This is a genomic window from Streptomyces hoynatensis, assembly GCF_003626535.1.
Taxonomy (GTDB): Bacteria; Actinomycetota; Actinomycetes; order Streptomycetales; family Streptomycetaceae; genus Streptomyces; species Streptomyces hoynatensis.
In genome coordinates this window covers 477,303-494,649 of sequence record NZ_RBAL01000002.1, presented here as the reverse complement: position 1 = coordinate 494,649, position 17,347 = coordinate 477,303, and the positions used below count along the sequence as shown (strand labels likewise).

At 73.1% G+C, this 17,347-nt stretch carries 17 protein-coding genes and 1 pseudogene; 5 read left to right on the top strand and 13 right to left on the bottom strand.

Going from position 1 to position 17,347, the window contains the following annotated elements:
* Nucleotides 1-171 precede the first annotated feature (171 nt).
* Together D7294_RS05665 and D7294_RS05660 are read right to left on the bottom strand one after the other, a co-directional pair.
* Nucleotides 172-375 carry a DUF397 domain-containing protein gene (locus D7294_RS05665; RefSeq protein WP_120676093.1) on the bottom strand — a complete coding sequence of 68 codons (204 nt, stop codon included), beginning with the start codon at nucleotides 373-375 and terminating at the stop codon, nucleotides 172-174.
* A 9-nt stretch (nucleotides 376-384) separates the two neighbouring features.
* Nucleotides 385-1,254, bottom strand: a complete 870-nt coding sequence (locus tag D7294_RS05660; protein ID WP_241562119.1) for a helix-turn-helix domain-containing protein — start codon at nucleotides 1,252-1,254, stop codon at nucleotides 385-387.
* Nucleotides 1,255-1,554: 300 nt separating this feature from the next.
* Here D7294_RS05660 and D7294_RS05655 point away from each other — a divergent pair, with 300 nt between their 5' ends.
* The 4 genes from D7294_RS05655 (at nucleotide 1,555) to D7294_RS05640 (ending at nucleotide 3,668) form a co-directional block, all read left to right on the top strand.
* On the top strand, nucleotides 1,555-1,923 hold the full coding sequence (locus tag D7294_RS05655) for an ATP-binding protein (protein ID WP_158674572.1): 369 nt from the start codon (nucleotides 1,555-1,557) through the stop codon (nucleotides 1,921-1,923).
* Between the two features lie 36 nt (nucleotides 1,924-1,959).
* Complete coding sequence (locus tag D7294_RS05650; RefSeq protein WP_120676087.1) at nucleotides 1,960-2,445, top strand: NUDIX domain-containing protein; 486 nt, start codon at nucleotides 1,960-1,962, stop codon at nucleotides 2,443-2,445.
* 70 nt (nucleotides 2,446-2,515) lie between these two features.
* Entirely contained in the window at nucleotides 2,516-2,707 is a 192-nt protein-coding gene (locus D7294_RS31530; RefSeq protein ID WP_147450778.1) for a hypothetical protein, read from the top strand.
* Between the two features lie 22 nt (nucleotides 2,708-2,729).
* Nucleotides 2,730-3,668, top strand: coding sequence for a TauD/TfdA family dioxygenase (locus tag D7294_RS05640; protein WP_241562118.1), 939 nt, complete (start codon nucleotides 2,730-2,732; stop codon nucleotides 3,666-3,668).
* Nucleotides 3,669-3,705: 37 nt separating this feature from the next.
* On the opposite strand, the gene D7294_RS05635 is transcribed toward D7294_RS05640, so the two are convergent.
* The 8 genes from D7294_RS05635 to D7294_RS05605 form a co-directional block, all read right to left on the bottom strand.
* The gene (locus D7294_RS05635; RefSeq protein ID WP_120676083.1) at nucleotides 3,706-4,479 is read right to left on the bottom strand and encodes a glycosyltransferase family 2 protein; all 774 of its coding nucleotides are present in this window, start codon (nucleotides 4,477-4,479) and stop codon (nucleotides 3,706-3,708) included.
* A complete protein-coding gene (locus D7294_RS05630) occupies nucleotides 4,458-4,955 on the bottom strand; it encodes a DUF234 domain-containing protein (RefSeq protein ID WP_120676081.1) in 498 nt (165 codons plus the stop codon). The genes D7294_RS05635 and D7294_RS05630 overlap by 22 nt, the downstream gene beginning before the upstream one ends.
* 207 nt (nucleotides 4,956-5,162) lie before the next feature.
* Nucleotides 5,163-6,362, bottom strand: a complete 1,200-nt coding sequence (locus tag D7294_RS05625; RefSeq protein WP_120676079.1) for a glycosyltransferase — start codon at nucleotides 6,360-6,362, stop codon at nucleotides 5,163-5,165.
* Nucleotides 6,363-6,490: 128 nt separating this feature from the next.
* Nucleotides 6,491-7,954 (bottom strand): hypothetical protein, encoded by a 1,464-nt coding sequence (locus D7294_RS05620; protein WP_120676278.1) that lies wholly within the window; start codon nucleotides 7,952-7,954, stop codon nucleotides 6,491-6,493.
* 157 nt (nucleotides 7,955-8,111) lie between these two features.
* Nucleotides 8,112-8,240, bottom strand: a complete 129-nt coding sequence (locus D7294_RS33635; RefSeq protein WP_277751068.1) for a hypothetical protein — start codon at nucleotides 8,238-8,240, stop codon at nucleotides 8,112-8,114.
* 126 nt (nucleotides 8,241-8,366) lie between these two features.
* Nucleotides 8,367-9,449 carry a methyltransferase domain-containing protein gene (locus tag D7294_RS05615; protein WP_158674571.1) on the bottom strand — a complete coding sequence of 361 codons (1,083 nt, stop codon included), beginning with the start codon at nucleotides 9,447-9,449 and terminating at the stop codon, nucleotides 8,367-8,369.
* A 166-nt stretch (nucleotides 9,450-9,615) separates the two neighbouring features.
* On the bottom strand, nucleotides 9,616-11,010 hold the full coding sequence (locus D7294_RS05610; RefSeq protein ID WP_241562117.1) for a glycoside hydrolase family 16 protein: 1,395 nt from the start codon (nucleotides 11,008-11,010) through the stop codon (nucleotides 9,616-9,618).
* 219 nt (nucleotides 11,011-11,229) lie between these two features.
* Nucleotides 11,230-11,898, bottom strand: coding sequence for an aspartate/glutamate racemase family protein (locus D7294_RS05605; RefSeq protein WP_120676075.1), 669 nt, complete (start codon nucleotides 11,896-11,898; stop codon nucleotides 11,230-11,232).
* A 347-nt stretch (nucleotides 11,899-12,245) separates the two neighbouring features.
* On the opposite strand from D7294_RS05605, the gene D7294_RS05600 reads away from it, so the two are divergent.
* A complete protein-coding gene (locus D7294_RS05600; RefSeq protein ID WP_120676073.1) occupies nucleotides 12,246-12,617 on the top strand; it encodes a DUF4267 domain-containing protein in 372 nt (123 codons plus the stop codon).
* A gap of 41 nt (nucleotides 12,618-12,658) precedes the next feature.
* Here D7294_RS05600 and D7294_RS05595 read toward each other — a convergent pair whose 3' ends face one another.
* From D7294_RS05595 to D7294_RS05580, 3 genes and pseudogenes are all read right to left on the bottom strand, one after another.
* Nucleotides 12,659-13,912 (bottom strand): MATE family efflux transporter, encoded by a 1,254-nt coding sequence (locus D7294_RS05595; RefSeq protein WP_241562116.1) that lies wholly within the window; start codon nucleotides 13,910-13,912, stop codon nucleotides 12,659-12,661.
* The gene (locus D7294_RS05590) at nucleotides 13,909-15,654 is read right to left on the bottom strand and encodes a lipopolysaccharide biosynthesis protein (RefSeq protein WP_174248271.1); all 1,746 of its coding nucleotides are present in this window, start codon (nucleotides 15,652-15,654) and stop codon (nucleotides 13,909-13,911) included. The genes D7294_RS05595 and D7294_RS05590 overlap by 4 nt, the downstream gene beginning before the upstream one ends.
* A gap of 299 nt (nucleotides 15,655-15,953) precedes the next feature.
* A pseudogene (locus tag D7294_RS05580) lies at nucleotides 15,954-17,240 on the bottom strand (glycosyltransferase); the annotation flags it as partial.
* Nucleotides 17,241-17,347 lie beyond the last annotated feature (107 nt).

Sequence of the window (17,347 nt, the reverse complement as noted above, 5' to 3'; positions counted from 1 at the left end):
AGCCGGAGAGCGGCCTCGGTGATCAGCGCCGCGGCTTCCTCGACGAACGCGCGGGACCGGACTACGCGTTGGCCATGAGCTTCGACCGCTGGCAGATCGGCCTCAAGGCCCGCGCACTCGCCTCCGCGCGCGAACGCAAGGAGCCCCGCCGTGCCGCCACGCCTGCCGGAGTCAGTTGGCGTCCTTCTTGATGTGCGTGACGAACGCGGACCATGCCGCAGGCGTGAAGACGAAGGCACCGCGCGGGCGGTCCTTGCTGTCGCCCACCGCGATATCGCCTTCGTCGATCACCTGGATCTCGACGCACTGGCCCCCGTTGTCAGCGCTGTAGGACGAGCTGCGCCACAGATTCTTGGGCAGGTTGTGCCGGATCATGGGGGTGCCTCACACTTGTCTATCCAGGTCTCGCGCGAGCCGCGAGATCAGCGACGTGGACTGTCGTGACGATAGGGCCGATGCTCTCACATGGTCAAAGGCCCTTCGGTACCGCTCGACACTCGAATCGTCCTCCAGGTACAGGGCCCCGTCCAGGTAGTCCACCGTCACGACGTCCAGGTGGAGCGGGTCGGGGTAGGAGTAGATGCTGAAGCCGCCGTCCAGCCCCGCGTGCCAGCCCTGCCCGAAGGGGACGACCTGGATCGACAGCTCGGGCGGGGAGTTCACTTCGCATAGCCGTTTCAGCTGGCCGATCAGCGTCGCCGGACCGCCGATCTGGCGGTGAAGAACCGCTTCGTCAAGCACACAGACCAACTGGGGCGGTGTCTCCCGGCTCAGGATGTCCTGGCGAGTCATCCGCATCGACATCCACGTCTCGACCTCGTCGTCAGAGGCGGAGCGTTCGGCGCTGCGGATCACCGCCCTCGCGTAGTCGGCAGTTTGCAGGAGGCCAGGCACGAGCAGCGGCTGAAAAGCCAGTATGCGAACGGCGTCGTCCTCAAGGTCCAGCCGCTCCTCGAAGTCCGGGTCGAGGTCCTGGCTGTACTGGTGCCACCACCCCTTCCGGCGTGTCTGCCGCAGCATGGTGGTCAGGGCGTTGACGGTGCGCTCGTCCGTGACGCCGTAGAGCCCCAGGAGGGCTTCCAGCTCCAGCCGGCGGATCGACATGCGACCGTTTTCGATACGGCTGATCTTGGGCTTGTCGCCGTCGATCCGCCGTGCTGCCGCCTCCATCTTGACTCCGGCGTCTTCGCGGAGTCTCCGAAGCTTGGCGCCAAGCCGTCGCGCACGCACGGTCGGACGAGGCTTCGTCGGCACCTGTTCACCCCTCCATCTGCCCGAGGTCTCACGCCGGGGCCACCACTGGCCCCATCACCGAGGCAGAGGCTATCAATTGCTCCTCGATGCATCGGAACAACGTTGTGAATTAGCCGGGTTGCACATCGGCAGCGTTGGGGCCATTCTTGGTTGCATGCGAACGCAGAGCGCTCGCGACGTGACTGGACGTTGATCCTGTGCGCCCGCGGCAAGGCGGTGCGCGGTTCATCGGTGGAGGTGCCTATGCAAGTCGCCGGACGAGCTGCTCAAGACGCCCATGGCTGGCTCTTGACGGCGCGCGTGAGGGAGATCCCCCGGTGGCGGCAGGTCGTCGTCTCCGTTCTGCGGTGCTGGGAGGCCGACGCCGACGCGATGGAGCTGGCCGGGTTCGGTGTCGGGGAGTTGCTGTCGAACGTGGCCAAGCACGTCCAGGGCGGCGAGTGCCGGCTTGAAGTTGTCCGGCTCGGTGATCGAGCCGTCATCCAAGTGCGCGACCTGTCGCCACTGACACCGGAGATCGTGAAGCCGGATTGGGACTCCGAGTCCGGAAGAGGGCTGTGGCTCCTTCACGAGATGGCGGATGACCTCGGGTGGAAGCGGGTGCACCCGCAGGGAAAGATCACCTGGTTTACCTGTCGCCTTGCCGGAACTCGCGAGGCAGCCGCGTGACGGGAGCCATGGAAATCACTGAGATGAGGAGAGTTCATGCATACGACTGCCTTCACCAGCCCGCCGCCGCGGCGGGCCGCGGGTTTGGCGCTCATCCGGGACGAGAACGGGCGGGTGCTGCTGCTGGACAAGGCGTACCGACAGGGGCCCGCGCGGTTCGGCCTTCCGGGCGGGCTGGCCGAGCCCGGCGAGCCGGCCTCGGTGGCCTGCCGGCGCCAGGTGCTCAGGGAGATGGGGCTCACGCTCGTTCCCCGGGGCCTGCTCGTCGTCCACTACATGCCAGACGACGGGGAGGTGAAGGAGGGCCACAACTTCGTCTTCGACTGTGGCTCGATCCCCTCCGGCACCCCACTGGCGCTGCCGGACGACGAATTCCGCGGGCACCTGTGGCTGGACGTTGAGGAGCTGTGCGACGCCGTCGCCCCCTACACCGAGTGGCGCATCAGCAACGCCCTTGAGGCCGGCGAGGGTGGACCGGTGCGGTACCTCGTCGGGCACCCCGAATTCCGCGCCGCCGCCTGACTCCCGTCACGAGTCCCCAGACGACCGCAGGGCCGGGTCGCCACCACCCATCGGAAAGGAGAACGCAACGGTGCCGGACGTCAACGCGGTCACCTGCAACGGCGAACAGAAGATTCCCAAAGGCACGCACATCACCGGCGAGGCCAGAGTGAAGCTCATGGCCGATCTCAAGCGGGCCTCCGCACAACCGTCTTCGAGAAACGGCGCGACGAACTGGCCGACGACCAGCGGGCAGAGCAACACCTCGCACGGCCGGGCGTAGCGAGCCCGCAGAAGGGAACTGCATGATGCCTGAGATCTCACGTGCCTGGAACGGCTTCATCGACCTGCCGAGAGAGCTGGAAGAAGGACTGATCGAGATCGGAAGGACACTCCCTGCCTGGAACATGGAGGGCGCCTTCCTGGCGGGCTCCACGAGGGAGCGGTACCGGGCCGAACTGGTAGCGGCTCCGTTGTTCGACGACGTCAGGGACCGCCTACTCTCCGTGCTGAGCGGGGCGACTGGCGGATATGCCGTAGTGCGCCTGGGACGCATCGCTCAGACGCTGGGGATCGAGGTCTCGTTCTTGCGTTTGGCAACGGCGATCCTGAGCGAAGTGGCAGCCCCCTTCCAGCCTTTCTGCCGATGGCCTCTGTGGAAGGAGATCGGAACCAACCTCGACGCCAAACCCGGCCTGTCCACCGGTACGGGATACAACGCGTTTCACATGGACTTGGTCAACGCGACCCGGCCTCCCGACTACACGGCGCTTCTGTGCGTCCGCCCCGATCCGCTCGGCGCCGGCGCGAGCATCCTTTCCGATGCGCGCGCGGCCGTGTCACGCTTGACGCCATCAAGCCGCACACTCCTCGCCGAAGCGGCATACGGCTACGGATCGTTCTTTGATCTGTGTGATGTCGGCGAGGAGTACAAGCCGTTCCCTGTCCTGGATGGCGAACCGACGAACCTCGGGTTCGTTCGGTTCACCGCCAAGATGCTTGCCGAGCCGGGACTCGACGAGGCGCATGCCCACGCGGCCAGGGAACTCGCAGACCGGATGGTCGCCGGGCAGGTGTCCTTTACGCTCCAGCGCGGTGACGTCCTGATCGTGGACCAGCATCGCTGGGTTCACGGCCGCGAACCGCTCGGTGTCGGCCAGCACGACGTGGCATCCGGGGAACGTCGCCTGTTGCTCCAGCTTTTCCTGCGTGACACGGGCGCCACGGGGCCGATCGCCTCGTAGGTGGCGAACACAAACGGCCGCCTGGTCTCGCCGCCCCCTAGATGCGCGACTTGCGCAGCGAGTGCCACACGGCTCCGGCCAGCGCCCGCGTCGAGCGGGGAACGGACAGCCGTTCATGTTCGCGGTACAGCGACCAGTTGTACGGGACGAGCGACAGCTTGTTGGAGGACAGTGATCCCGCGCGGTGGGCCCGGTACACCGCCAGCGGCTCGGGAAGGCCCCGGGCGTCGATGCCATCACGCATGATGGACAGCCACAAGGCATAGTCCTGCCGCTTGGGCATCTCCGGCATCAGCCTCGTGCCGAGGACGGTGCGGTCGTACATGGCGGTCAGGGCACCGATGTGATCCTGGATGAGCATCGCGCGGTAATCCACGTGTTCTCGCGCCTGGACCACGCGCCCATTCGGGACGAAATCGGTGCTCTCACCGGCATAATCGGCGTCCACCTTGTAGTAGGAGGTGAACGTCAAAGGCGTATCAGCTGTCGCAGCGAAGCCGATGTGCCGCTCAAGCTTGTCCGGGAGCCACATGTCGTCACTGTCGAGAAAGGCGATGTAGTCCCCCCGCGCCCGAGCGATGGCAAGGTTTCGCGCCCGGCCCGCACCGCCCCGTTCTGGCGCCGAGTCCGGCAGGACCCTTTCGTCCTGCCGGGCGAATTCCATGAGCATATCCATGGAGTGATCGGACGACTTGTCATCGGTGACCAGAAGCTCCAGGTCGCCATGGGTCTGCGTGAGAACCGACCGGATCGAGGTACCGAGAGTGGCTGCCGAGTTGTACACGGGCATCACGACAGATACCAGGGGCACAGCGCTTCTCCTTGCCAGGCCACAGACGACGGTCCATTCAACCACCGACGTCGCATGAGGAGATGCCATGCACCGCGCGCGACGGCCAGCAGCGGGGTGTCCTCGTCCGCACCGGGGAGCTGAGACCGGTGAACGACCACGCGCGCGAGGTCACGCGCGTCGAAGGGCTTGTGCTCCAGCCACTTGATGAAGCCGACCACCGTGACCCGCTTGGCGACCGGCTTCCGGTCCGCGCCGACGAGGTCGATCTCGGGATCGTTGTTGCGCGTCCAGTACCCGCCGACCACGTCGGTCCCCCCCGGCAGCACCTCGTCGGCGAGCCGCCACAGCGCCTCCCGCACCACCGGTTCGATCGCCCGGCCACGCCACGACGTCCACCGTTCGCGGATCGCCGCCAGGACCCGGTCGCCCCGGCCTCGTTCGATCAACGGGATGCGTGGGCCCACGAAGGCCAGCCAGAAGCGCCAGCCGGCCACTCCGGGCGTGCACTGACACTTGCCCTGAAGAAACTTTCTTCAAGGCAAGTATCTCAGATGCATGTCATGAAGGGCCGCCCGGTGAGCGTGGCCGAGTCCGCCCGGCGCGCGGCAAGAGCGCCCGTTCCCTCTTCCGAACGCCTCCCGCCCGATGGCGGCGGCAAGCGTGCCGCCGCGCCCCCTGCGGTCCCGGCCGGCGCCTGGCGGCTACCGCGGGGTGGGGCCCGGCCGGGCGGCGCGGCCCGCGAGGACCTCGGCGTAGATGCCGCGGAGGGTGCCGGCGACCGCGTCGAGGGTGAAGCGTTCCCGGACGAGCCGCCAGGCGGCCAGGGACGCCTTCTCGTTGGCGGCGGGGTCGAGCAGGTCGAGGACGGCGCGGCCGAGGAGCGGGCCGTTGCCGGCGTCGGCGCGGCTGTCCACCACCCGCCCGGCCCCGGCCTCGCGGACGTCGGCGGCCAGCCCGGTGGTGGCGGTGACCACCACGGGGGTGCCCACGGACATCGCCTCCAGCACGGAGAGCGAGAACGCGTCCTGGAGGGAGGGCAGCAGGAACACGTCGGCGCGGCGCAGTTCGGCGAGCACCTCGGCCCGCTCCAGCGCGCCGCGGTACCGGAGCGCCCCGCGCACGCCCAGCTCGTCCGCGAGCGCCAGCGTGTCCGCGAGCGCCCCGGTGTCGGGCCCGGCGAGCACGAACCGGGCGTCGGGCCGCTCGGCCAGCACCGTCGGCATGGCCCGCACGAAGTCCTCCGGGCGCTTGCCGGCCTGCACCCGCGCCAGGTACAGGATGGTGGGCGGACCCGAGGTGGTGCGGCGTTCCTGCGCGGCCACGCCGTTCACCAGCCGGTACTGGGGGGCGATGGGGGTGGGGGCGAGGACGGCCGCGGTCTCCCGCCGCTCCCGCTCGGTCAGGTGGAGCACGGCGTCGGCCCGCCGCAGGACGCGGCGCGTGCCGAGCGCGTCGACCAGCCTGGCCACCGGCTTCCCCGTGGGGTCGACCATGCCGTGCGTCTGGAGGACGAGCGGGGTGCCCGCGCGCAGGGCGAGCAGGGCGACCGGAAGGGTGACCAGGTCGCGCATCAGGTGCACGTGGACCAGATCGGCCGCGCGGACGTAGCCGAAGGCCCTGGCCAGCAGGGCGGGCGAGGTGATGCCGCTGACCTCGAAGCGGGGCAGCACGTGCCTGGCCTGGAACAGCCGGACCCGCACCCCGTCCAGGCGGCGCGGCGCCCCGCCGTGCGGGGAGCCGGGAAGCCGGCCCTTGCCGCCGGGGAAGCCGTCGCCGAGGGCGAGCAGGACGCATCGGTCGCCGCGGCTCTCCAGGGCGCGGCAGAGGTTGAACGCCACGCGGGTGGGCCCGCCGAACTCGTGTGTCGGCGTGTGCAGCGTGACCACGTGCAGCACTCTCATTCCCGCCCCACCCCTCCCGTGCCCTGCCCCTGCCCCTGCCCTGGATCCTCCCATCCCGGCCCGGCTCCCCGCCACGCCCCGCGCACGCCCCGTCCCCCGCCGTGCACGCCCCGAGCCGCGGCGGGAGTTCAGCTCAGCCGGGAGGCCGGGCGGTCCCGCAGGGTGGCCACGAAGGCGACGCACAGCAGGGCGATCCCCATCCGCCCCGCGGCCTGCAGCAGCGAGCCGCGCAGCAGGATGAAGCTGTAGCCCGCGATCACCGGCACCACCACGGCGAGCACGTTGCCAGGCGAGGGGTCGTCCACGGTGCGCCGCACGTAGCGGGCGTCGGTGCGCCCCGCCAGCCAGCCGACGGCGAGGAAGCCGCCGAGCATGCCCAACGGGCCGAAGTCCAGCCAGAGTTCGGCCCACAGCGGGGAGGAGAGGTTCGCGCTGTCCGTGCCCATCCAGCCGCCGACGAGGAAGCCGGTGTCCTGCGGCTTGCCCTCCCACACGCTGCGCGGCACGAAGAACAGCGCCGCGCCCGCCACCTGCCTGCCGTACGTGTGGCCGTTGCCGTCCCTGGCGTAGGTGATGGTGTTGGCCAGCATGCCGACCTGGTCGTAGTCCTTGACGACCAGGGGTTCGAGCAGCGAGTCCGTCTCCACCGGTCGCCTGCCCTCCTCGTCGTAGCGGAACCGGTCGGAGAACGGGAAGACCAGCAGGGCGATGACCACGCCGAGCGCGAGCGCGGCCCGGTACATGACGGGGCTGCGCGGGAACAGGGTGAACAGCAGCGCGAAGAGGACGGTGAGGAACCAGTAACGCGGGTTGGAGATCGGGTTGTTGACGATCACGTTGAGCGCGAGCAGGCCCGCCCAGGGCAGCAGGACGCCCGGCCGCCGCCGCGCCGCGCGCGAGGTGACCATCCAGCGGGTGAGGAACAGCAGCGCCAGCATCACCGGCACCGTCCCGAAGCCCCGCAGCAGCGCGTTGCCCGCCTCGCTCGCCGCCTCGCCCGGCACGGCGCCGCTGACCTCGCTCAGGCTCTCGCTGATCTCCTGACGGCTGGTGAAGAAGACCGCGGGCCCGCCGAGCCGGGCGATGAGCAGGCCGCTGGCGGCGTAGGAGAAGGCCACGAACGCGTACAGCCGCGTCCGGTGCACGGTGGCCGCCGGGCGCCTGGCCCCGCGCGGGGAGGGCCGGTGCCTGGCGAGGAGGGCGCCGACGTCGAAGGCGGCCATCCCGCACAGCACGAGCGTGGTGGCCAGCTGGGTGTCCTGGCGCGGCCCGAGCACGGGGGTCGGCTCGCGGCCGAGCACGGACTGGGCGAGCGGCGCGATGCCCATCGCCAGGTAGCAGAACAGCCAGAACGCGCCCTGGATCAGCCGCCGCCGGCCGGAGAGCACCATCGCGCACAGCCGTACCCCGGCGTAGCAGGCGACGAGCAGCTGGAACCAGAAGGTGGTGTCCCGCACGCCCTCGCCCGGCTGCGCGGCCACCGCGAGGGGCAGTATCCCGACGATCCCGCCGATCAGCGGCACCGAGAGCGGCCGGGAGAGCACCGCCCGGCCGGGCGCGCCCCGCCCCCGCCCCGCCACGTCGATCGTCATGCGCCGCCCCGCCCCCGCCCGCACCCGTGGCCAACCCGGCCGATCCTGGCCCCACGTGGCGCCACCCACGCCCGCCGCGCAGTCTAGTGAGAGTGCCGGTGCCCGAACCATCCCCGGCCCGCCCGCGCCCCCCGCGCCGGGTCTTCTGCCGTCCCGCTCAGCCCAGGTCCTCGCCGCCGAGCCGGTCCGCGATCCGCCGCACCTGCCCCGCGACCTCCCGCAGCACCCCGCCCTGCTCCAGCTGCGTCTCGCGCAGGGCATCGAGCACCTGGGTGTGGCCGCGCATGGCGGTGCGCTACTCGGCCGCGTCCCGATCGGCCATCGAGGCCAGGGCCCTCGCGGTGGCCGCCTCCTCCCGCAGGCGGTCGACGGTGGCCTCCAGCTCACCGACGCGCTTCCCCTCGCCCCGTGCTCATTCCTTCAAGGGCCGACTCGGATCGTCGAGCCAGACGTACTGCCGTTCCGGAGTGACCCTCATGCCGAACCGCCCGATGTCCGGGCAGCCCCACTCGGTCCACTTGCGATGAGCCTCCTCGGCCTCATCCCAGAGATTCCTGGGGCCGCGCTGCGTCACCCGTGCCGTGCCGTCCGCGGCGAGGTGGACCCTCGCATGTGACATACCCGCGCTGAGCACGGCCAAGAGGCCCTCGTCGCCTTGGCCGGAAACGGCCGGAATGGCGCCGACGAGTTCGGCCAGGCACACCCACCACCCCGGGGAGAGCGCAACGATCCGGCGGACGTCCGTCGTGACCTCCCGTTCGCGTGCGCCTTCGGGGATGCCGGCATGTCGCGTCGCCCGGCGCCCGCCCCTGAGGGGCATGAACGCGCACTCCCCGTGGAAGTCGCCGATGGCGGTGCCGTCCTCGCCGACGGTGAGCCGGAGAGCCCGGTGATTGCCTGACCACGGCAGCACGATGATCCCCCCCGGCCGCGTCTGGGCGATCCACGGGTAGGGGATGGCGGACACGCCGCAGGTGACGTGGACCCGGTCGAAAGGGGCCCGCGCCGACACCCCGTCGGCTCCGTCGCCCACGACGAGGTGGGGTGCGAAACCGGCGCGGGCCAGGTTGTCCCTGGCACCGACGGCCAGGACGGGGTCGATTTCGACCGTCGTCACGTGCTCGTCCCCGGCCAGGCGGGACAGCAGGGCGGCGGTCCAGCCGGTGCCCGTGCCGATTTCCAGCACCCGGTGTTCCCGGTCGGCATCGAGCAGGCCGAGAAGGGCGAAAACGAGCGAAGGGCCGGTGGAGGAACAGGTGTAGGAGAACGTCCTTCGCACGTTTTCCTCAGTCAACTCCGTGCGGCCCTCGTCGATTTGTGTGACGATCACGGTGTCGGAGCAGACCGCCCCCCACCAGCGATCCGGGTCGCGTTCGCGGTCGATCCAGTAGCCCTCGACTCCGGCCGTCGGCCGCGCCCACGCCCGGGTGGGAATGAAGTGGTGCCGCGGCACGGCGAATGCCGCTGCGCCGTTATCGCCCCGACGATTCGCCACTCCGCACTCCCCTCGCGCGATACTCCGGTGCCCGAGTGCGGCCTCAACCTATCGAAAAACCCTCTCGCCGCCCCCTGTTCGCGTCGCGGAATGCGCCGGCGGGGCATGCGGCGGAAGGCGTGCCCCCGCCCCCGGGCGTGGCCGGAGGCGGGGGCGGTGGCGCGGGTCAGGTGGCGGAGAAGGTGAACCAGTTGAGGTTGGCGAAGTCGGCCGGCTGGCCGCTGGTGAAGGTCAGGTAGACGTCGTGGGTGCCGGTGATGCGGCTGATGTTGGCGGGGATCGTCTGCCAGCTCTGCCAGCCGCCGGTGCCGGCGACGGCGAGGCTGCCGACGGGCGTGGCCGTGCGGCTGTCGAGGCGGACCTCGATCAGGCCGCTGATGCCGCTCGCCGCCCCGGAGGCGACCCTGGCCTTGAACTGGGTGGCGCCCGTGGAGCCGAACTCGATGCCGGAGTAGCGGACCCAGTCGCCGTTCGCGAGGTAGCCGAGGTTCTGGCCGCCGCCGGTGTCGGTCGTGGTCTCGGCGACGACGCCCGACTGCTCGGTGTAGTTCTCGGCCTGGAGCGTGGCGTAGGCGCTGCCGCCGTCGCCGCCGTCCCCGCCGCCGGAGCCGCCGCTGGTGAGGACGGTCACGTAGTCGACGAGCATCGGGTGCCCCGGGTCGGTGGCCGAGGTGGGGGTGCCGACGCCGGACACGCCGTTGGGGAAGCCGCCGCCCATGGCCACGTTCAGCAGCAGGAAGTGCGCGTGGTGGGTGGCGTTGGCCCAGGTGGTGGCGTCCATCTGCCCGGCGTTGACCGAGTGGTACTGGACCCCGTCCACGTACCAGCGCAGGGTCTCGGGCGAGACGCTGCGGTCCCATTCGAAGGTGTAGGTGTGGAAGGCCGCCTGGCAGGAGGAGCCGGGGCAGGCGCGGCTCGAACCCAGGCCGTTGGTCTCGTTGCAGGAGCCGCCGGGGTTGGTCCCGCAGTGCAGGGTGCCCCAGACGGTGTTGAGGCCGTTGACGTTCTCCATGATGTCGAACTCGCCGATGCCGGGCCAGTTCTGGTAGTTGCCGCGGTAGGTGTCGCCCAGGGTCCAGAAGGCGGCCCAGTAGCCGAGCGCCGCGTTGCCCGTGACGTTCGGCATCTGGATGCGTCCCTCGATGCGCATCGTGCCCCCGGCGGCGGGCTGGAAGGTGTCGCGGCTCTCGATGCGGGCGGAGGTCCAGTTGCCCGAGGAGTCGCGGAGCGGGGTGATGCGGAGGTTGCCGCTGCCGTCCTGGCTGAGGTTGGCGGTGCTGTTGGTGTACGACTGGATCTCGCCGGTGCCCCAGTTGGCGGGGCCGCCCGGGTAGGCGTGGCCGGTGTCGACGATCCACTCGGCGGAGGAGGGCAGCGTCCCGGCCGCGCCGGTGAAGTCGTCGGTCCACACGGTGGTCCAGCCGGACGGGGGCGGGGGCACGCTCGCGCCGGCGCGTTCCTGGGCGCCGAAGAGGGCCGCGAGGAGGGCGAGCGCGGCGCACAGGGCCGCCAGGGGGAGGCCGCGGCGGATGCGGCGCTCGCGCGATAAAGCCATGCTCATGTCAACACTCCTGGCCGGTGGACGATAAGAGGTGAACGCGGGGAGGCGTCGCGCGGGGACGACGGGACCGGGAGAGGCGGGCGCCGGGGCATGTCCCGGTGCGACGGCGCGCCGCAGTCAATCTGCTCCCGTCCGCACGAGGCGTCAAGAGCCGTCACCGGAAAGGCGGCGCGGGCGCGCGTCCCTCAACTTCCCGAAGTCGCGCGGCCCTTTGCCGGCTCAGCCCGCGGCGGGCAGGAGGGCGGCCGCGGCGGTGACCGCCTGGCGCGGGGAGGCGAGCACCGGCACGGGCAGGTCGCCGAGGTGGGCGAGGGCGGGGGCCATCGAGGCCTGGGCGAGGACGAACACGTCGAAGCCGCCGGTCCCGGGCGCCTCCTGGGCCAGCCGGCGCACGTGGCGGGCGACGGCGCGGGCGTAGCCCTCGGCGTCCCCCGTGAGGAACAGCGGCCAGGCGTCCAGGCAGGGCGCCTCGACCAGTTCCACCGTGCGCCCGGCCTCGCGGGCGCACTCGGCGAGCAGTGCGGTCGTGGGCGCGAGCGTGGCGGTCAGGGCCGCCACGACCGCGATCCGGCGGCCCGCCGCGACCGCCGCCCGGGCCATCGGCCGGTCCACCCGCACCACGGGCACGCCCACCGGGGCGGAGAGGGATTCGGCCAGGCCGGAGAGGGTGGAGCAGGTGCACACGATCACCTCGGCGCCCTCGGCCCGCAGCGCGGCCAGGCGGGAACGCACCCGCTCGCGCAGGGTCTCGTCCAGGCCGTGCGCGCGGGCGTACGCCAGCAGGTCCTCGTCGACGGCGTGCAGGTCGGCCACGCCGGGCGCGAGCTCTCCGGTCAGCGCCCGGAAGGTGGCGACGTGCGCCTCGGCGGTGTGCAGGTAGCCCAGCATGGCAGGGACGCTACCCGACGCGCCGCGGGGCCGTCCGCGCCGGAGGCGGGGGCGGCTGCGGGGGCGGATACGGGGACGGTTGCGGATCCGGGGGCGGGGGCGGATCCGGGGGCGGGGGCGGATGCAAGAGCCGGGGCGCGCGGGGACACCGCCGCGGCGCTCCCGCGGGCGGCCGGGCGGCCCGGCCGGGGCGGGTGGGCGCGCCCGCGCGGCGCCCGGCGGCAAACGCTGGATCTAGCGGCGCTAGACATCCTGCCACAGGCAATGCTAGCGTCAGCAACACGTTCTAGCGCCGCTAGATTTCCTGGCCGGCCCGCGAGGCCGGCGTTCCCCGGAGGAGAAACGCCATGCTCACCACCACCGCCACCGTGCTCGCCGGGCTCATCGGCGTCGGCATCATCCTGATCGGGTTCCGCTTCCTGCTGCGGCCCCAGGCTTCGGCCGCGGACTTCGGCGGCCGTCCCATGGCCGAGGCCGGGGCGCCGTGGCTGTGGGTGAAGGGCGTCCGCGACATCACCTCGGGCCTGGTGATCTTCGTGGTCCTGCTGAGCGGCGACCGGGAGCTGCTCGGCTGGCTGATGCTGGCCTGCAGCTTCACGCCCTTCGGCGACGCGGCGATCGTGCTGCGCGGCGGCGGCACGCGGATCGCCGCCTACGCCGTCCACGCCGGCACCGCCCTGGTCGCCTGCGCCATAGCCCTGGTCCTCCTCCTGGCCTGAGCGCCCGTCCCCGCGGGCCCCCGGCGGGAGTTCCGCGGCGCCTACCCCGGGGTCAGCCTGAGTTCGAGGGCGCCGCGCAGCCAGACCGCCACCGCCTTGGCCGCCGAGCCCACGCACAGCCCCCAGGCGGCCCCGAGCACGCCGCCCGCCGCGTAACCGCCCAGCAGGCAGAGCACGGACAGCGCGGAGAAGACCAGCTGCACCGGCAGCGTGGCCCGCGGGTTCAGCACGCGCAGCAGGAGCAGCCCGCAGGTTCCCATCGCCATCGCGGCGTACTGGCTGCCGGTCGCGGGCAGCAGGTGGGCCGCCGAGTCCCAGGTGTCGCCGAGGAGTTGCCGGCCCAGCCGGTCGGGCAGCACCAGCAGGGCCAGCGCCCACGCGAGCCCCGCGGCCGCCAGGGCGCCGCCCGCGCCGGCCACCGCGCGGGCCTGCCGCCCCGCGCCGGGGAACCGGGCGAGCAGCGGCGGGCCGAAGCCGGTGGCCGCGTTGAACAGGACGTTCATCGGCCCGAAGAGGGTGCTCGCCCCGCGCAGCGCGCCCACGGCCGGCGGGCTGGCGAACAGGCCGAGGGCCACGATGGCCAGCTGCGAGGCGGCGTTGCCCACGCCGAACTCGACGAGGAACCTGCGCCCCAGGTGCCTGCGCCCCAGCAGCGCCCGCGGGTCGCCCCAGCCGGCGCCCCTGGTCGCCGCGGCGAGCAGCGCCGCGGACAGCAGCAGCGCGGGCAGCGCGGAAAGCCCCCAGGCCGCCACCGTGCGGCCCGGCCCCGCGCCGTAGGGCTGCGCCGCCAGCACCGGCACGGCCACCGCAAGACGCAGCAGGTCGGCGCCCAGGGCGTGGTGCGGCCGGCCCAGCAGGGAGAACGCGTACCGCATGGCGTCCTGGGTGAGCAGGAGCGGCAGGACCAGGCCGAGGGCCGCCAGCCCCCGGGACAGCCCGCCGCCGGGGCCCAGCGCGGCGAGGGCCGCGGTGACCAGGGAGAGCGCGGCGCCGATCACGGCGGCGGCGGCCAGCGTGAAGACGGCCGAGACCCGGCAGTGCAGGCGCAGTTCGGCCTCGGGCCCGCGCCGCAGCACGAGGGCCTGCCCGACGTAGGCGGTGGCGGCGCCGAGCAGCAGCGCGAAGACGGCGTAGACGACGGCGAAGGAGGCGAAGTCGCTTGCCGTGGACTGCCGGGCCACGAAGACGACGACGGCGATGTTGGTGAGGGCGGCCACCCCCTGGTCGGCCAGGGAGGCGGCGGCGCCCCACCGCAGGCCGGGCGCGCCGCTCGGAGTTCGGTTCTCGGTGCTCACTGCCGCGGGGAACCGTCCTCAAGGTCGGCCGGGTCGAGCACGCGCAGCCCGAGAGTCTCGGTGCCGTCCCGGTCGTCGCCCGGCAGGTGCCTGGCCACGGGCCGCTCCTGCCGCGGCCGTGCCCCGGGCGCGGGCCTCGGACCCGGCGCCGGCTCCTGCTCGGCGGGCAGCGGCCCGCGGTCCTCCTCGGTGCCGCTGCCCCAGGAGTGCAGCACGGCGCCGAGCAGCACCCCGCCCGCGCCCACGACCAGTTCGCGCACCCGGGCCAGATCGTCGCGCCGCACCTGGCTCGGGTCGCAGACGACGAGCACCCCGTCCACGCGGTCGGTGAGGGCGATGGCGTCGGCGTAGGAGAGGACGGCGGGGGCGAGCACCACCACGACGGCCCCCTTCGTGTCGGCGTGCGCGATCAGCCGGCTGGTGGCGGGCGCGGTCAGGGCCCGCGGCACGTTGCGCACCCGGCGGCCCGGCACCAGGTCGAAGATGCCCGACTCGCCCGCGTCGATGGGCACCCGCACCCCCGTGGGCCACCCGGCGCCGCAGCCGGGGTCGGTGGGCCAGCCGGGCCGGACGCCGTCGGCGTGCCTGAGCTGCCCGGACAGGCTCGGCGTGCGCAGGTCCGCCTCCACGAGCAGGGCGTCCATGCCCATCTCGGCGAAGGCGGCGCTGAGGTTGACCGCGGTGGCCAGCGGGGTCTCGATGCTGCCGCGCGGGGCGGCCACCAGGAGCCTGCGGCGCTGGGCGAAGGTCTCGTCGTAGGCGAGGCGGAACGCGACCGAGCGGTACTCCTCCGCCAGCCGCCCCTCGGCCAGCAGCCGGTCGGGGTGGCCGCGGCCGGTGCGCGGCAGGACGCCGAGCACGGGGGCGCGCAGGGCGCGGGTCACGTCGCCCGGCGAGCGGACGGTCGGGTCGAACACCAGCCGCACCCAGGCGGCCAGGAGCCCGAGGCCGATGCCCACGACGTAGCCGATGCACAGCAGCAGCGGCAGCCCGGGCCCGGCCGGGCTGCCCGGCGGGGTGGCCGCGGTGATGACCCGGCCGCCCGAGGTGTCCAGGGCCCTGAGGCTGGAGATCGCGGAGTTGATCTCGGCGATCTCGCCGGCGAGGTTCGACAGGTCGGCCGCGGTGCTGTCGTAGGCGCTGCTGCCCTCGGCGAGGGTGTCGAGGGCGTCCTGGAGCTCGTCGCGGCGTTCGAGCAGCGGCGCGCGCTGGTCCTCGTAGGAGGCGACGGACCTGGCGACGGTCTCCTCGGCGTCGGCCTGCCGGTTGTCCAGGTACGCCTGGACGAAGGCGTTGGCGCGGTCGGCGGCCACCTCCGGGTCGCCGGCCGAGTACGCGAAGCGCAGCACCTCGGTGTTGGGCGGGTTGGTGACCTGGAGGCCGTGCTTGAGGGAGGCGGTGGCGCCGGGGCTGCCGAGCGCCTCGGCGGCGCGTTCCGCGACGACGTCGCTGACCGCGGTGCGCCGCTCCGAGCCCATGGCGACGCGGTCCACGCTGGTCGCGGCCAGCGGGTCCGTGGTGGGCGTCCTGAGGGTGATCTCGCTGGTGGCGATGTAGGTGTCGCCGGCCCGCAGGCCGAGCCAGGCGCCGCCGGCCAGGCCGGCGAGGATGCCGGCGACGATGAGGAGCCGGTAGCGCAGCAGCTGGCGGAACTGGTCGCGCAGCAGGTCGGGTTCGTCGTAGGGGTGGCCCGGGTGGCCGGGCGGTCCGCCGCCGCGCCCCTCCTCGCGCGCTGCGCTCATGCGCCTTCGCCCCTTCTTTCCGTGGTGCCGCTCGTTCCCTCGCCGCTTCCCCGGGGGCGTCCTTCCCGGCCTGCCTCCGAGGTGCCGTGCGCGGCTCCCTCAGGGGGCGGCTTCCGGTCTTCCCCAACGGCGCCCGAGGCGGCGTACGCGCCCCCGCCGCCCGTGTCGCCCGCGCCGCCCCTTCCGTCCGCGCCGCCCCTTCCGCCCGCGCGGTCCCGGCCGGCTCCCGCGCCCGCTCCGGGTGCCGGCACCTGGGCCAACCGGGGCCAAGCGTAAGGGAGTCGGCGCCTGGCGCGGACCGGTCGTGCGGCGCTTTCCGCGGCGTGCAGGGCCAGGGCCTCCTCCAGCACGGCGGTGAGGCGGCGAAGCCCGGCCTCGCGGCCCAGGCGGGCGCGGGCGTAGGCGGCGCCGCGCTCCCCCATGGCCCGGGCCGCGGCGGGGTCGGCCAGGAGCGTGCGGGCCGCGGCGGCCAGCGCGGCGGGGTCCTCCGGCGGCACCAGCACCCCGGCCCCGGCCCGCCCGATCTCCTCGGCGGCGCCGCCCCGGGCGGCGACCGAGCCGATGACGGGGCGCCCGGCGGCGAAGTACGAGGTGAGCTTCGAGGGGACGCTCATGTCGAGGACCGCGGCCCGCTGAGTGACGACCAGCAGGTCGGCGGCGGCCAGCACGTCGGGGAAGTCGGCCGCGGCGGCGGGCGGCAGCAGCTCGGCGTTCGGCACGCCGGCGGCCAGCTCCGCGAGCCGCTCCCGCTGGCTGCCCTCGCCCATCAGCACGACGCGCAGCTCGGGGGCGAGCCTGGCCGCCTCGATCAGCACGTCGAGGCCCTGCTTGAGGCCCATGTTGCCCGAGTGCAGCAGCACCGGGGCCTGGGCGGGCCAGCCGAGCGCCGCCCGGACGCGTTCCCTCGGCGTGCCGGAAGGGGCGGGCAGGTGCGACCAGTTGGGCACCACCCTGAGGCGGGAGGCGGGCACGCCCAGGGCGCGCACCCGGGGCAGGAAGCTCTCGTGGATGACGCCGACGAGGGTCGCCGCGCGCAGCATCCGGCCCTCCACGGCGGCGGCGGCCGAGGCGGCCCCTCCCCCGCCCCTGATGCCGCTCTGCGCCGCGGCCGCGCCCATCAGGTCCTGCACGATCGGCAGGTAGGGGACGCGGAAGCGGCGCGCGAGGCGGGCGGCGAGCACCCCTCCCGCCAGGCTCGGCACCTGGGCGAGGACGGCGTGCGGGCGGGCCATGCGGGGCGGGGCGGCCAGGCCGTGGGCGAGGATGGACAGCTCGTACAGGGCGCGGCGGGCCGCGGTCTGCCGGCGGGGGACGGTGTGGCGCCTGCGGTGGACGAGGACGCCGCCCAGCGCGTCCACGCCCCGCCACCGGCCGCGGTGGGCGGGGTCGAGGCGCCAGGCGGGGTAGTGCGGGAAGCCGGCCAGGACGTGCACCTCGCTGCCGCGTTCCCCGGCCAGGTGCTCGGCGAGCTGGGTGGCGTAGGGGCCGATGCCGGCCTGCTCCGGCGCGTAGTTGGTGGACACCAGCAGTAAACGTTCACGTCTGTGTGGGTGTTCGCCGCTTATGGTGAACGCCTCCCCCCTCATCCAGCCCGCCTGGCGACCGTGCGTGTCAGCCTATCCGCAGAGCGCCACGTGATGTCGGCAATCGGCCGTCGGGAAAGGGGCGTTCGGGCTATCGTGAGGCAACTGCT